A 16,233-nucleotide genomic window follows, 5' to 3' on the forward strand; every position below is an offset into this window, starting at 1 on the left:
TCTAATTTTCTTTTTTACTTCTTATAGTGCATTATAAATCAGAAAGAATCCGTTTTCTAGGCCTTTTCTATAGTAAAAGAAAATTCTGAACCATAGCCATAACTACTTTCAACATAGATGTGTTCGCCATGGGCCTCCACAATATGCTTAACGATGGATAATCCTAAACCAGAACCTCCAACCACTCTAGATCCACTTTTATCAATGCGATAAAAACGTTCAAAAAGCCTTGGTATGAATTCTTTGCGTATCCCTTCACCATTATCGGTAATTCGGATTATTAATTTATTATTGACTAAATCTTCGATACTCACCTCAGTGGTTCCTTTATTCTTACCGTATTTAATGGAATTTTCAACTAAATTAGTGATAACCTGTCCTATTCTATCTTTATCGCCTTTAACATAAATAGGCTTATCATAACTTAAATCGAACAACAGAGAAATACCATTTTTCTTGGCTTTATACTCTAGAAAGTTAAACACCTCATGTATGCTTTCTACAATGTCAAAAGTAGATATATCCAAGTGTAAATCACCAGTTTCTAATTTAGAAATCATATCTAGATCTTTGACTATATAAATTAATCTCTCTACCCCCTGGGCAGCACGATCTAAATATTGATCTCTTACCTTTAAGTCATCTACTGCTCCATCGATTAAGGTCTCTAAATAGCTTTGTACAGTAAATAATGGCGTTTTTAATTCATGAGAAATATTACCTAAGAACTCTCTTCGATATTCTTCTCTAACTTGTAAAGATTCAATCTCTATCTTTTTCTTTTTAGCAAAATTCTGGATTTCTTGGGTTAAAGTAGTCATATCAGTTGTCACCGCTTTACTGCGAAGATCACTGTGTTCCAATAAAGATACATTATTATATATCTTTTGAATTCTACGATAGATAAAATTTTCTACTCTATATTGAATGATAAAAAAACAAATGACAAAAATCAGGAATAACTGTATGGGGTAAAACCACCAAACAGCATCAAAGAAAAATAACTCTAAAGCTAGTAGGATTATACTTGTAACAATAGAGATGTAAATAGCACTCTTTAAAGCGAATTTATAGGATTTTTTAAAATGCGTTGACATATTACAGATTAAGCTTTAGGTTCAAACTTATACCCTACCCCTTTTATAGTTTTAAAAAGATCTTCTCCTATTTTCTCTCTTAGCTTTCTAATATGTACATCGATTGTTCTACCTCCAACAACAACTTCATTACCCCATACTAGATCTAGAATTTCTTCTCGAGTAAAAACCTTTCCTGGTTTACTAGTTAATAAAGAAAGTAATTCAAACTCTTTTCGAGGTAGATTTAATTCTATATCCCCGTGAACTACCTTATAGGTATCTCTGTTCACAGATAAATCACCCACTACAATATTATTAGAATCACTAACCTCAACCGATTTTCTACGACGCAAAAGTGCCTTAATCTTACTCATTAAAACTTTCGGTCTAACAGGCTTAGTGATATAATCATCTGCTCCAGCATCAAAACCTGCTACTTGAGAGTAATCCTCACCTCTTGCTGTTAAAAAAGTAATAATGGTGTCTTCAAAACCTTCCGTTTTTCTAATTATCTCACATGCTTCTACTCCATCCATTTCAGGCATCATCACATCAAGAATAATTAAGTCAGGTCTAAATTCTAAAGCAGCTGCTACGGCTTTTTTACCATTATTTGCAGTTTGTACTTTATAGCCCTCTTGTTGTAAATTATATCCTATAATGTCTAAAATATCTTGCTCATCGTCTACTAAAAGTATCTTAATATCTTGATTTTTCATAATATGATTGTGTGTTAAGAGCCCAAATATAGAGGATTCCTTATTAGTAAATCATAAATTTACAATAATTTAATGTCTTAACCATTTGCTAACATTAGAAACTATTAATCTTAAAATTCACTTAACCTAAAGTCCAACAAATGCAGTGTTATTTGCAAAAGAATTACAACACTGAACTTATGAAATTACAATTTGCAATCGGTACTTTTTTAGCCTGCATTACTTCCATTGCACAAAACGGAAACGTAAAAGGTACTCTTAAAGATTATCAGAATCAAGAACCTTTAGCCTTCGCCTCTGTTATAGTACAACAGACTAATCAAGGCTTTACCACAGATATAGATGGTAACTATAGTTTTGACTTATCCCCTGGAAATTATGACTTAACTTTCCAATATGTGGGATACAATTCAGAACAGAAAACAATCCAAGTGGAACCTGAAAAAACCATTACAATCGATATGGAACTCTTAGATGATTCTACTCAGTTGGAAGATGTGGTTTTAATAGCAACTCGATCTAGAGCTAATGAATCTACTTTATTGTTAGATCAACAAAGATCGGCACAAATACAACAGCATATTGGCTCTCAAGAATTAGCAAAAAAAGGGGTTAGTGATGCGGCAGGTGCTGTAGTTAAAACAACAGGTGTTTCTAAACAAGAAGGCAGTGGAACTATCTTTGTAAGAGGATTAGGAGATAGATATAATAGCACCTATTATAATGCTATGCCTCTTTCCTCAGATGATCCAGAAAAGAAAAACATCAACTTAAGTATCTTTAATACCGATATCATTGAATATATATCAATAGATAAAACCTACAATGTATCTTCTTATGGAGATTTTGCCGGAGGAAATATAGATATAAACTCTAAAAAACACAATGCTGCTCCATACCTACAAGTATCTATGGGATCCAACATTAATACCAACGCAACTGGTCATACTCCTTTTAAGGTTTTATCTGGAAGAGATTATTTTGGGTTTTCTAATAACAACATGCCAAAAAATGCTTTATCCTCTTATAAGTTTACCCATTCTACACAAACAAAATCACAAGATCCAATAGGAGCTTCCTTAGGTCTAAATACTGGGAAAACCTTCTACTTTGGACAAAGTACATTAAACCTTTTTGCAACCGCATCTTTTTCTAATGATTATAAATATAGACAAGGGGTTAGTAGAACAGCTCAAGCCCAGGATATATTCACAAAGGATTTAAACTTACAATCTTACCAATATAGCACAAATACCACTGCAATGTTTAATGCTGACTTTGATTATAATCCTAATAACTCCATTAAATATAATTTCCTATTTATTAATGACTCTCAAGAAAAAAATGACCTTTATAACGGGTATATAGTAGATGTTACTCCTGATAGACAAGAGAGTGAAACTCTAATCCAAAGACAACAATACAAACAAAATCGTCTTTTTGTAAATCAGCTTTTAGGTTCTCATACTATTACGGATCAAATTCAAGTAAACTGGGGAGCTTCTGCAAATGATGTTTCTTCTCGAACACCAGATCGTCAACAATATATGCTAAACCAGGTAATTGGTAAAGAACAATATGTATTTGCAACCAATGCACGTTCAAACAATAATAGATACTTTGAAAATTTATCCGAAAGAGAATATGCTGCATCTTTAGCGGTAGATTATAAATTTGCTTTAGATGACGATCAGAACTATAAAGCTAAATTAACTCTTGGTTATAACGGAAGAACAAAAGATAGAAAGTTCCAAGCTACACAATATGTTTTTGGAATCAATAATGCCTACAATAACAATATAGACCCAAATAACTTAGATGCATTTTTTAATCAAGCTAACTTTTCCCAAGGTTATTTTGATATATATACCTTTAGAGGTGGTTCAACAACACCAAATGCTCTTAAACCACAAACTTATGAAGGTAAGCTAGATATTCAAGCAGGTTTTGTTAATCTTCAATACCAACTAAGTCCTCGATTAACAGGTGTTTTAGGAGTTCGATTTGAAACTATCAGCCAAAAAGTAACTTGGCAAACCCAACTAGATAGTAAAACTACAAGCGATAAATTAGATAAAAATGCCGTTTTACCAGCACTTCATTTAAAATACGCTTTAACGGATTTACAAAACCTACGTCTTGCTATGTCCAAGACCTATACGCTTCCTCAGTTCAAGGAAAGAGCTAGATTTATTTATGAAGACGTAACAGAGATAAAGGTAGGAAACCCTGATGTTTATGCTTCAGATGACTATAACTTAGATTTAAAGTGGGAGTTTTTCCCTAAAAATGACGAAGTGTTTGCTATTACTGCTTTTGGAAAATACATTAAGAATCCAATAAACGAAATTGTAATGGCATCCTCTTCCAATGATATCACTTATGCTAATACTGGAGATTATGGAGTAGCTTATGGTGCAGAGATAGAAATTAAAAAAGATATTATCCACTTTAGCGATGTACAAACCAATAAATTATCTGCTGGATTAAATGCTTCTATTATGAAGACTTACCAAAAATTAGATAATGAAAAAGTAAATAGAGAAAATCGCTACATCAACACTTTATTTACCCACAAAAGTTCAGCCTTTACCGGAGCTTCTGACTTATTACTTAATGCAGATGTTACTTATACAAAGCAATGGGAAGAATCAAGTTTTTTAGCAACTCTTTCTTATGCGCATTTCTCTGACAAATTACAAAGTATAGGAACAGAAGGAAGTGGTAACTTAGTAGATAAAGCTTTTGGAGTACTAGATTTTAATGCTAAATACCAGTGGAATAAACACTTTGCTATTGGATTAAGCGCTAAAAACTTATTAGATCCTAAAATTCAAAGAAAGCAAGAAAATCTGACTAAAGATCTACTAGTACAATCTTATAAATTAGGACAGAATATTAGCCTGAGTTTAAGTTATAAGTTTTAAACTACTGTTATAAAAATATACTTACCTATGTATGAATGCCTCAAAAAGCCAAATGCTCTTTGAGGCATTTTCTTTTTGGTACAGAGCAAAAGAACCTACTTAACCTCTAATTAACAAAAGAGATTATATCCCACTGATATTCTTAATAATTCATTGACAATACCTTAACGCCTTTTGCTAAAACAAAAGGCATATTTGTATAACGATAAACCAAATAACAACACGATGAAAAAAATCTTTAGATCAGTAGTAACATTAGGACTAATTGGAGCAATATTCGCAAGTTGCTCAAGTACAGACGATAGTAATTATGAAGATGATAACAAAAAGCCTGAAAACAAATTAGGAGGAACCTATAAAAAAGGAGATGTATTAGAATTAGATGCATCTATTGTTTATCAACTTTCAGAGAAATTGGAAATGCAAGATGGTTCTGTTTTAAGAATTCCAGCAGGAACAAAAATCATTGGAACAGGAGGAACATCTTCTTATATCGCAATTGGCCAAGGAGCAAAAATATATGCAGAAGGAACTAAAACAAACCCTATTATACTTACAGCAGATATCCAGAAAAGAGGTAGTTGGGGAGGCTTAGTAATCTGTGGAAAAGCTCCAATTAATAAAGGAAAAACAGCAATAGCTGAAGTATCTGACTTAACTTATGGTGGAGATATAATAGATGATAATTCAGGAGTAGTAAAGTATCTACGTATTGAATATGCAGGAGCTAACTACAATGCAGAAAAAGAATTCAATGGCTTAAGTATGTTTGGAGTTGGAAACGGTACTACCATAGAATATGTTCAAACTCATGAAGGATCAGATGATGGATTTGAATGGTTTGGTGGAACAGTTAATACTAAATACTTAGTATCTACAAATAATGATGATGACCAATTTGACTGGACAGAAGGATGGAATGGTACCAATGAGAACTGGTTCTCAATACAAAAAGGAGTTGCTGATAAAGGTTTTGAAGCAGACAATAATAGTAAAGACCATAACGCCTCACCGGTATCCTCTCCTACAATCAAAAATATTACTTTAATTGGTTCACCAGAGGCTCCTGTAGATGGTAAGCCAAGAACTGCTTTACATTTAAGAGTAGGTACTAAAGCCAATATTGAGAATATCTACTTAAAAAACTTCCAAGTTGGAATACTTGTAGAAAACGATGCTACAATAGATCATATTGGTAAAGGTTTACAAGTTAAAAATGTGCAATTTGATCAAGTAGAGAAAAAATATACCATTTTAGATAATAATGCTCAAGATGTTACTAACAACAATATTTTAGTAGAAGGAAATAACCAAGGTGCTGGTGCTGGTGCAAAAATTCCAGAGTGGGCTAAGGGATGGACAGTTGGTCTTAGTGACTAAATATTCATAAAATATGTTAATTTTTAAGTTTTGTCTCAAAAGGGCAAAACTTAATTCTTTTATATATAGATTTTTTTTTGTACTTTTATTGTATAAATACGATAGCCATGGCAAAAAACTACATCTATTCTTTTTTATTGCTCCTAGCAATGCTTGGAAGCAGTAGTATTATGGCACAACAAGGCCTTCAACCAAATCAGGCGAACCACTCTACTCAAAGTATTGAGGGGTTATCTATTTATCCTAATCCGACAATGATTAATAGTACGATTTATATAGAATCTACTAAAAATGCTCCTAAAGAAGTGGAGTTATATAATATTGTTGGAAAGAAAATGCTGTCCGTAACTTTACATAGTAAAGAACTAGTTTTACCATATAGTGTAAATGCTGGCATCTATATTATGAAAGTAAGAGAAGATAATGCAACAGCTACTCGAAAAATAATAGTTAAATAATAATCAATACTATACTTTACTTAATAGCATCAATTTTTGATGCTATTTTTATTTATACTTTTGTAAAAATTTTACGCTTGTGTTTACACCATCAGAAATAACCCAAATACAGACAAAAAAAGAATTCCATAAGATAGCAATGAAAGTATATCGCTATCAGTATGAGAATAACCCAGTATATAAACAATTTTGTGATCTCTTAGATAGAACACCCCTTAAAGTAAAAACATTACTAGATATCCCTTTTCTACCTATAGAGTTTTTTAAAAGCAAAGAAGTTCTTAGTAGTAAAGAGCCTATTCAAGAAACCTTTACTAGTAGTGGGACAACTGGGGCAATTACAAGTAAGCACCATGTAACAGACCTTGACTTCTATGTAGAAAGCTTTAGAAGCGCTTTCTCTTACTTTTATGGTAACATAGAAGATTATGTAGTATTGGCTCTTTTACCTTCTTATTTACAAAGACAAGGCTCTTCTTTAATCTATATGGTACAAGATTTAATTGAAGAATCCAAAAGTGAAGATAGTGGCTTTTATTTAGATAATTACAAGGAATTAGCCCAGAAAATAATCGAATTAGATAAGCAAGGGAAAAATGTTCTTCTAATTGGAGTTACATATGCTTTATTGGACTTAATCGAGCTTCAAGGTTTTGAATTAAAGAACACCATTATCATGGAAACTGGAGGTATGAAAGGAAAGAGAAAAGAAATGATACGTCCTGAATTACATCAGATTTTAGCACAAGGATTTGGTGTGAATAAAATACATAGCGAATACGGTATGACCGAATTACTATCCCAAGGTTATTCTCTAGGAGATGGTATTTTCGATACCCCTCCTTGGATGGAAATATTAATTAGAGATACTCAGGATGCTTTTAATTATATGCCACCAGGAAAAACAGGTGGGGTTAATGTGATTGACCTAGCTAATATTAATTCTTGTAGCTTTATAGCAACACAAGATTTAGGAAAAAAATACGAAGACGGTACTTTTGAAATCTTAGGGCGTTTTGACAATTCAGATATTAGAGGTTGTAACCTAATGATTCAGTAATAAGTATTGTTTTAATAACAACAAAAAAAGGTAAACTATATGGGGCATATGCCTTAATAGTTTACCTTTTTTTTATACATCTTAAAAAATACATTTCTCTCTATACTTCTTAAAGCAATGGAGAATATATTATTTATTTAACAACTCTGTCTTCTCTGCAAAATAGTCACAGAAATCGCGCATTGTATCGGCCATTTTTTTATCTTGAGTAGACTTCTCATAAGTATCTGCCATTGCCACTAATGTTTGGTGAAAGAATTTTTTCATTTCATCCACAGGCATATCTTTTGTCCAAAGGTCAATTCGTAAAGTCTCTTGTACCTTATCATCCCAAACAGAAAGTAACATCGCCTTTGAGCGAGCTGCTTCTACTCCTCCATCTTTTGCATTCCAAAGAATTTTTTCAGGAACTCTATTTTCGTCTAATTCTACTCTAATATTAATATCAGAAACGTAATTCTTACTCATTATTTCTTAGGTTTATATTTTGATTTTTGAAAAATTTCTTCTGCGTTTGTATCAAGAAGTTCTTGCAAAGTTACATTATTATTTCGCATATACGAATCTACAATTTGCCATCCTAACCAAGCCCCTATTTTTCCTGGTGCTTGTTCATCAATTTCAAGATAAAACTTCGAAAATGGAGCAGGTTCTATAAATCGTTGGATTAACTTTATGTCAGTAGAAAACAAATAATCATTTTCCATAAAATAGCGCCACATTGATTCTTGGTTTTCCTGACACCACTGTAATTGCTCTTTGGAATATCCCATCAATATATTATCCGGAACTTTAGGCAGTAAAGTTTTCTGAGCATATAATACCTTCCCATAGAAAACCATTTGAGAAACGTAAACACGATCTCTTGGTGCGCTTATATTTTGTTGTACAAAATTTTTACTTAAATCCGCTAGTATCTGATCATCATTAAAGTCACTTCTCAAATAGTGAGAGAATCCTTTGTAAAATCTATGATCTTGACCTAAGTAAGTATCTAAAGAAAGAAAAACTAAACTATCGGCATAAATAGCCTTTGTTTGCACATCCACTTCACTTATTAAAGTTATCACCTTTTTATTACTACTTTGTGAAGGAAAATAATATTTCACGTGTTGAAAAAAGGCGATTAACTCCTTATTTAGATCCTGTAGGCTTTGGCTAGAGAATTTTTTATCAACTTCCTCATTCAACTCTATAAATAAAGTATCTTTCTTTTTAGCAAGCCAAAAAGAATCCTCTATAGAAGCATTAAATAAGTAAGGAAACCTTTGTTTAACACTAAATAAACTATCATCTGGGGTACCTATAAAAATCTGATCAAAGCGTATAATTTCACTTGTAATAGGTATTTGGGAGATTTGTTTATCTAACTCACTTTGTTTTGAATTACAGCTAACTAAGAAAATTAAAACTACTAGGGCACAAACTCTTGATATTTTAGTAAATTTGAAAAATATATCCATCATCATTTTACATTTTAGATGTTACAAAGATATAAAGATAGTCCTATTAGTCACATAATATAAAACCCAATGCTACTTAAAAATTTTAAAGCAAAACAAGTCTCAGAGCATATTGTCACTTGGTTAAAAGACTATGCAAAGCAATCTAAAGTAAAGGGCTTTGTGTTAGGTATTTCAGGAGGAATTGACTCTACAGTAGTTTCTACCCTTTGTGCCAAAACTAACTTACCTGTGATTTGTGTAGAGATGCCTATCTATCAACAAAAAAGTCAGGTAGACAGAGCAAAAGAACATATTCAATGGTTAAAAGATAATTTCACTAATGTTACTAGTATAACTACGGATCTTACCCAAAGTTTTCAAACCCTTACACAGGTTTTACCATCAAGCGATAATCAAAGCTTAGAGCAGCTTTCTTTAGCCAATACAAGAGCAAGGTTAAGAATGACTACCCTATATTATATTGCTGGTATCCATCACTGCCTAGTTGTAGGTACAGGTAATAAAATTGAAGATTTCGGAGTAGGATTTTTTACAAAATACGGAGATGGTGGAGTAGATATAAGTCCAATTGCTGATTTAATGAAGTCACAAGTTACAGCATTAGGAGTATATTTAGGGGTTAGTACCAATATTATTAACGCCAAGCCAACCGATGGCTTGTTTGGAGATGATAGAAGTGATGAGGACCAGCTAGGAGCTAGTTACCCCGAATTAGAAAAAGCAATGATTGCTTTTGAACAAGGAAAATCCTCCGAGGATTTTAGTGGTAGAGAAAAAGAAGTTTTTGATATTTTTACTCGCCTACATACCATCAATCAACATAAGGTAAACCCTATTCCTATTTGTGTTATACCGAAAGACTTAATATAAAAAATAAGGTCTTGAACTCTTAATAGTCAAGACCTTATTTTATTTTATTTATCCAGGGATTTAAAGCGGGAAATCACCTGTCCTAATCGAAGAGAAAATGTATTCATTAAACTGGTATAATCCATGATTACTCCAAGCATTTCTTCACTTCTTTTTTGATCCGATTCTTTTAACTTCTCTCTGTATTTACTAATAATATTATTAACCAAATACATTCTTAGAGTTAATATTGTTTCGCTAACGTATTGCTCTATACCATCGGTCTTTTTCTTTACAAAAATATTTTGACTCTCCCAGTTATGTAAAACTTCCTTTTCATCTTCCATGATAATACTGGTAACCTCAGCAGATAATTCCGGAGATAGCTTAACTAAAAACTCTTGTAAGTCCCAGTTGTCTTGCATAAAACTCTGGATAATCTCTTTATATATTACCTTAAACAAATCATTCGTAAAAGAAATTTCATCTTCCTGTAAGGATAAGAAAATTCGTTCGTATACTTTTTGCTCTATCTTTTGCTCTACCTGTTCAATCTCATTATCTTGGTTAGTTTGATAAACTAACTCGGTGAAGACTGCAGTTGTGTTACCATAAAGTAGTAAAATCTCAATGATCTTCCTTTCCAATAAGTATAATGGGTCTCTTTGAGACTCTTTTTGTGCTTGGTTTTTATGTACAACTTGTAGATTAGACTTATTTTCTTGAAATTTTCTATTTTCCTCTCTTAGTTCTTTTTTAGATTGTTGAGCTAAGGAACTAAATAAAACATCCTCAGAGATATCCATAATACGTGCACATTCTTGTACATAGATTTCCCTTTGAATAGCATCTGGAATTTTAGATATACTAAGAACCATATCCCGTATAAGGTCAGCTTTTTTAATTGGATCATCTTTAACCTGTTCCATTAAAACATTAGCTTTATACCTTATAAAGTCGGTAGAATTCTCTTCAAAATATCTTTCTAATTGCTCTTTTGTATGCTTTTTTGCAAAGCTGTCTGGATCTTCATTAGCCGGCAAAGGACAAACCCTAACATTCATTCCAGCTTCTAAAATTAAGTCTACACCTCGCATAGAGGCTCTAATTCCAGCTTGATCCCCATCAAATAGCATGGTAATATTCTTGGAAAGTCTACTTACAAGACGTATTTGATCAGGAGTTAATGCCGTACCGGAAGAAGCTACAACGTTGGTAATACCACTTTGATGCATTTGAATTACATCGGTATACCCCTCTACAATATAACAGTTATCCTGTTTAGCGATTTGTGACTTTGCTTGGGAGATTCCATAGAGCACTTTACTTTTGTGGTAAATGTCACTCTCGGGAGAGTTCAAATATTTAGCTGACTTTTTATCATTGGTTAAAATCCTCGCACCAAATCCTAAAACACGTCCACTCATACTTGTAATAGGAAACATTACACGGCCTTTAAAACGGTCAAACTTCCTACCACTATCCTCCTTAACAATAGTTAATCCTGTTTTTTGAAGGTATTCTAAAGAATACCCCTTGGCTAATGCTTGTGTAGTAAATGCATCCCAACTATCTAAACAATATCCTAGCCCAAACTCTTGGATTGTCTTATCTGTAAACCCTCTTTCTTTAAAATAACTAAGTCCAATAGCTTTACCTTGTTCTGAATTGGTAAGGGTCTCTTGAAAATATTTCTTAGCATATTCACTAACAACAAACATACTTTCCATTTCATTGGTCTGTTGTTTGTCCTGTTCACTTTGTTGGGTTTCTTCTACTTCAATATTATATTTTTTTGCTAAGTATCTAATAGCTTCCGGATAGGAAAAATGTTCATGTTCCATTAAAAAGCTAATGACATTCCCTCCTTTTCCTGAACTAAAGTCTTTCCAAATCTGTTTGACTGGAGAGACCATAAATGAAGGTGTTTTCTCGTTAACAAAGGGGCTTAATCCCGTAAAATTACTACCGGCCTTTTTTAAAGTAACAAAATCACCTATTACCTCCTCTACTCTTGCTGCATCAAATACAGCATCAATGGTTGCTTTGGAAATCATATACTACAAAATTAAAAAAGCTTTATTAAATAAATAAAGCTAAGTTATCCTACGTACTTATTTTTTACGTTCAATCACATAATTAACCATTCTACTCAAAGATTCCTTATAAACGGAATCCTCAAACTGATCTAAAATAGCTAAAGCGCGTTTTTGGTACTCAATCATTACCTGTGTGGCATAATCTAAACCTCCTTGTTCTTTTACAAAAGCGATCACTTCCTTCACTCGCCTTTTGTCATTATTGTGATTTTTTATGGAATTAATAAGCCATTTTCTTTGCTTAGGCTCACACTTATTTAAAGTATAAATCAAAGGTAAAGTCATTTTCTTTTCCTTAATATCAATACCAGTAGGCTTGCCAATAGGACCGTCCGTATAATCAAACAAATCATCTTTTATTTGAAAAGCCATTCCTATGGTCTCTCCAAACAAACGCATCTTTTCAATTAATTCGGGTTGATCCTGACAAACAGATGCTGCCCCTATAGAGCAACATGCAGCTATTAAAGTAGCTGTCTTTTGTCTTATTATTTCGAAATATACATCTTCAGTAATATCTAATCGTCTAGCTTTTTCAATTTGTAAGAGCTCTCCTTCACTCATTTCACGAACTGCCACTGAGATAATTTTAAGCAAATCAAAATCATCATTATCAATAGAAAGAAGTAATCCTTTTGATAATAGATAATCTCCTACTAAAACAGCTATCTTATTTTTCCATAAGGCATTCAATGAAAAGAAACCTCTACGCTCATTACTATCATCCACAACATCATCATGAACTAAGGTTGCTGTATGAATTAATTCTATAACCGATGCACCTCTATAGGTGCGTTCATTCACCTGGCCTTGATTAACCATTTTTGCAACTAAGAAAACAAACATTGGTCGCATTTGTTTTCCTTTTCGATTAACAATATAGTAGGTGATTCGATTAAGTAATGCTACTTTACTAGACATTGATTTATGAAACTTACTCTCAAAGAGCTCCATCTCCTGTAAAATAGGGCTTTGTATTTCTTGTACTATACTCATTACTTATAATTGACTATTTATGGATAGGTTTTGCTTAAAAATACGTTTTTTAATTGTATAAACCACCTTTAAGCTACTAATTCCTATCTGTTATCTTTTAGCAAACAAACATTTACGATTTATTTGCTAATTGACCACATGCTGCATCAATATCTTTCCCTCTACTTCTTCTAACCACTACAGTGATATTGTTTGCCTCAAGAGCATCTATATAGGCTTGTGTAGCACTTTCACTTGCTTGTTGAAACTCACCATCATCGATAGGGTTGTATTCAATAAGGTTAACTTTAGAAGGAACATATTTACAAAACTTCACTAAAGCGTCAATACTTTTCTGATCATCGTTAATATCCTTCCAAATTACATACTCAAATGTCACACGACTCTTTGTTTTGCTATACCAGTATTCTAATGACTCTCTTAGATCTGTTAAAGGGAAGTTCTTAGTGAAAGGCATGATCTTATTTCTAGTTTCTTCAATAGCAGAGTGCAAAGAAACAGCTAACTTGAATTTCACTTGATCGTCTGCTAACTTCTTAATCATTTTAGGAAGACCTGAAGTGGAAACTGTAATTCGCTTTGGACTCATAGCTAGTCCTTCACTAGAGGTGATTTTCTCGATTGCCTTTTGTACGTTATTATAGTTCATTAAAGGCTCTCCCATACCCATAAAAACAATATTGGATAATGGTATATTATGATTTTCTCTACTTTGTCTATCAATAGTTAAAACTTGGTCATAAATCTCATCTGGATTTAAGTTTCGCATACGTTTTAAACGAGCAGTAGCACAGAATTCACAATCTAAGCTACAACCTACTTGAGAAGAAACACATGCAGTTGTTCTAGTTTTAGTAGGAATTAAAACAGACTCTACAATTAAACCATCATGAAGTTTAACCGCATTTTTAACTGTACCGTCACTACTAACTTGCATATTATCCACTTCAATGTGATTTATCACAAAATTCTCTTGAAGCATCAAACGAGTTTCTTTGGATAAATTACTCATATCCTCAAAGCTATGGGCACCTTTGGTCCATAACCATTCATATACTTGATTACCTCTAAAGGCTTTATCTTGTTGAGATACAAAGAACTCTCTTAATTGCTCTTTGCTCAGGCTTCTAATATCTTTTTTCTCCGTTTGCATAGTGCAAAGTTAAATGATTTGTTGGAATACAAAGTATTTTTAATAAGACCTTAATAGGTTTTTGCTTATTATCCTATAAAACAGCCTAATTATAGGCTAAAATGGTATAAAAAAAGCCAATCCTTTTTCTGGATTGGCTCTTTTTAAATAGGGATATATTATTCTAAATCAGCAAAGAAATCATTCCCTTTATCATCGGTGATGATAAAAGCTGGGAAATCTTTCACTCTAATTTTTCTTACTGCTTCCATTCCTAATTCAGGGAAATCTACTACCTCAACACTTAATATGTTATCCTTGGCTAAAATAGCAGCAGGTCCACCGATAGAACCTAGGTAAAAACCTCCAAATTCTTTACAGGCAGCGGTTACTTCTTTAGAGCGGTTACCTTTTGCTAACATAACCATACTTCCTTTTTGACTTTGGAATGGCCCTACATATGGATCCATTCTACCTGCTGTTGTTGGTCCAAAACTTCCTGAAGGCATACCTTCTGGCGTTTTAGCAGGCCCAGCATAATATACAGGGTGATTGATAAAGTAATCAGGCATTGGCTCACCGTTATCTAACATTTCTTGGATCTTAGCATGAGCTGTATCTCTAGCAACAATAACAGTACCATTTAACACTAAACGTGTTTTGATTGGATGCTTGCTTAACTCTTTTAAAATTTGCTCCATTGGTTGATCAAGATCAATTTCCACTGGCTTTTCTAAATGAGGTGCTGTTTCAGGTAACAAACGAGCTGGATTAGTTTCAAGTTGCTCTACAAATAATCCTTCTGCTGTAATTTTTGCTTTAATATTTCTATCTGCAGAACAAGATACACCAAGTCCAACAGGGCAAGAAGCCGCGTGACGAGGAAGGCGTATTACACGTACATCATGGGTAAAGTACTTTCCTCCAAATTGTGCTCCAATTTGAGACTCTTGACAAATTAACTGTAATTTTTTCTCCCACTCTAGGTCACGGAATGCTTGACCTCCCATGTTTCCAGATGTAGGTAAGTTATCATAATAACCAGCTGATGCCTTCTTAACTGCAGCTAAATTTGCCTCAGCAGAAGTACCACCAATAACTAGAGCTAAGTGATATGGAGGACATGCCGAAGTCCCTAAATCTTTAATTTTATCTTTGATGAATTCCGTTAAATTCTTTTCATTTAACAGGGATTTCGTTTTTTGATAAAGGAAAGTTTTATTAGCGGAACCTCCTCCTTTAGCTAAAAACAAAAATTCATATGCTGATCCTTGTCCAGCGTAAATATCAATTTGAGCCGGTAAGTTTGAACCAGAGTTTTTCTCTTCAAACATACTAATTGGCACTATTTGAGAATATCTTAAATTCTTTTTCTGAAAGACATTAAAAATTCCCTTGGATAAGCATTCTGCATCGTTGGCTCCAGTGAAAACGTTCTCACCTTTTTTACCAACAACAATAGCTGTTCCTGTATCTTGACAAGAAGGTAATTCTCCATCGATGGAAACCACCGCATTTTGTAGTAAATTATATGCAACAAAACGATCATTCCCAGTAGCTTCAGGATCATCAATAATCCCTCTAAGCTTCTCTAAATGAGATGTTCTTAACATAAAAGAAACATCTGTCATTGCAACTTCAGCTATTAATTCGATTCCTTTAGGATCAACTACTAAAATTTCGCGGTCTCCTAATTTTTCAACCTTTACAAAATCGGATGAAATTTTCTTATACTTAGTATCGTCCTTTGAAATGGGATACGGATCTTGATAAATGAAATCCATGCTTTTCTACTTTACATTAATAGCAGTAAAGTTAGTAAATATACCTTAGAATAAATAGAAGAACGCTTCCAAATAAGCAAAAACAAGCACTTGGCAGTACGCATCTTTAACTACATACCCTATCTAAAGACAAAATAAAATATGCCTTAAAAACAAAAAAGGGGCTGTCTCTAAAGAAAAAGAGACAGCCCTATTTTTTTGCATTTTACTTCTGTGTGATTTTCGGTATTTTTCTAAATATGCGAAGCTCAGACATTGGAAAAATATATTTTCAGTTTTTTTGT

At 33.0% G+C, this 16,233-nt stretch carries 13 protein-coding genes; 5 read left to right on the plus strand and 8 right to left on the minus strand.

Features of this window, described 5'->3' with window-relative positions; translation table 11 throughout:
* Positions 1-56: 56 nt before the first annotated feature.
* Together ACYSNM_RS03310 and ACYSNM_RS03315 are read right to left on the minus strand one after the other, a co-directional pair.
* A complete protein-coding gene (locus ACYSNM_RS03310) occupies positions 57-1,097 on the minus strand; it encodes a sensor histidine kinase (RefSeq protein ID WP_461755596.1) in 1,041 nt (346 codons plus the stop codon).
* Positions 1,098-1,105: 8 nt separating this feature from the next.
* The gene (locus ACYSNM_RS03315) at positions 1,106-1,798 is read right to left on the minus strand and encodes a response regulator transcription factor (protein ID WP_461755597.1); all 693 of its coding nucleotides are present in this window, start codon (positions 1,796-1,798) and stop codon (positions 1,106-1,108) included.
* A 179-nt stretch (positions 1,799-1,977) separates the two neighbouring features.
* Here ACYSNM_RS03315 and ACYSNM_RS03320 point away from each other — a divergent pair, with 179 nt between their 5' ends.
* From ACYSNM_RS03320 to ACYSNM_RS03335, 4 genes are all read left to right on the plus strand, one after another.
* Positions 1,978-4,725 carry a TonB-dependent receptor gene (locus tag ACYSNM_RS03320; RefSeq protein ID WP_461755598.1) on the plus strand — a complete coding sequence of 916 codons (2,748 nt, stop codon included), beginning with the start codon at positions 1,978-1,980 and terminating at the stop codon, positions 4,723-4,725.
* Positions 4,726-4,950: 225 nt separating this feature from the next.
* Entirely contained in the window at positions 4,951-6,105 is a 1,155-nt protein-coding gene (locus tag ACYSNM_RS03325; protein ID WP_461754441.1) for a hypothetical protein, read from the plus strand.
* A gap of 107 nt (positions 6,106-6,212) precedes the next feature.
* The gene (locus ACYSNM_RS03330) at positions 6,213-6,563 is read left to right on the plus strand and encodes a T9SS type A sorting domain-containing protein (RefSeq protein ID WP_461755599.1); all 351 of its coding nucleotides are present in this window, start codon (positions 6,213-6,215) and stop codon (positions 6,561-6,563) included.
* Between the two features lie 79 nt (positions 6,564-6,642).
* Positions 6,643-7,623, plus strand: coding sequence for a LuxE/PaaK family acyltransferase (locus tag ACYSNM_RS03335; RefSeq protein ID WP_461755600.1), 981 nt, complete (start codon positions 6,643-6,645; stop codon positions 7,621-7,623).
* 129 nt (positions 7,624-7,752) lie between these two features.
* Here ACYSNM_RS03335 and gldC read toward each other — a convergent pair whose 3' ends face one another.
* Both gldC and gldB read right to left on the minus strand, forming a co-directional pair.
* The gene (gene gldC, locus ACYSNM_RS03340; protein ID WP_461754438.1) at positions 7,753-8,091 is read right to left on the minus strand and encodes a gliding motility protein GldC; all 339 of its coding nucleotides are present in this window, start codon (positions 8,089-8,091) and stop codon (positions 7,753-7,755) included.
* Positions 8,091-9,092, minus strand: coding sequence for a gliding motility lipoprotein GldB (gene gldB, locus ACYSNM_RS03345; protein WP_461755601.1), 1,002 nt, complete (start codon positions 9,090-9,092; stop codon positions 8,091-8,093). The genes gldC and gldB overlap by 1 nt, the downstream gene beginning before the upstream one ends.
* Before the next feature lie 63 nt (positions 9,093-9,155).
* Between gldB and nadE the strand changes: the two genes are divergently transcribed.
* On the plus strand, positions 9,156-9,959 hold the full coding sequence (gene nadE, locus ACYSNM_RS03350; protein WP_461755602.1) for an NAD(+) synthase: 804 nt from the start codon (positions 9,156-9,158) through the stop codon (positions 9,957-9,959).
* A 44-nt stretch (positions 9,960-10,003) separates the two neighbouring features.
* On the opposite strand, the gene dnaG is transcribed toward nadE, so the two are convergent.
* From dnaG to ACYSNM_RS03370, 4 genes are all read right to left on the minus strand, one after another.
* Positions 10,004-11,995, minus strand: a complete 1,992-nt coding sequence (gene dnaG / locus ACYSNM_RS03355; RefSeq protein WP_461755603.1) for a DNA primase — start codon at positions 11,993-11,995, stop codon at positions 10,004-10,006.
* 57 nt (positions 11,996-12,052) lie between these two features.
* Positions 12,053-13,033: a polyprenyl synthetase family protein gene (locus ACYSNM_RS03360; RefSeq protein WP_461755604.1), complete on the minus strand. Its 981-nt coding sequence runs from the start codon at positions 13,031-13,033 to the stop codon at positions 12,053-12,055.
* Positions 13,034-13,145: 112 nt separating this feature from the next.
* The gene (rlmN, locus tag ACYSNM_RS03365) at positions 13,146-14,186 is read right to left on the minus strand and encodes a dual-specificity RNA methyltransferase RlmN (RefSeq protein ID WP_461755605.1); all 1,041 of its coding nucleotides are present in this window, start codon (positions 14,184-14,186) and stop codon (positions 13,146-13,148) included.
* A 158-nt stretch (positions 14,187-14,344) separates the two neighbouring features.
* Positions 14,345-15,949: a fumarate hydratase gene (locus tag ACYSNM_RS03370; RefSeq protein ID WP_461754954.1), complete on the minus strand. Its 1,605-nt coding sequence runs from the start codon at positions 15,947-15,949 to the stop codon at positions 14,345-14,347.
* Positions 15,950-16,233: the final 284 nt, after the last annotated feature.

This window comes from Myroides sp. LJL116, from assembly GCF_054871685.1.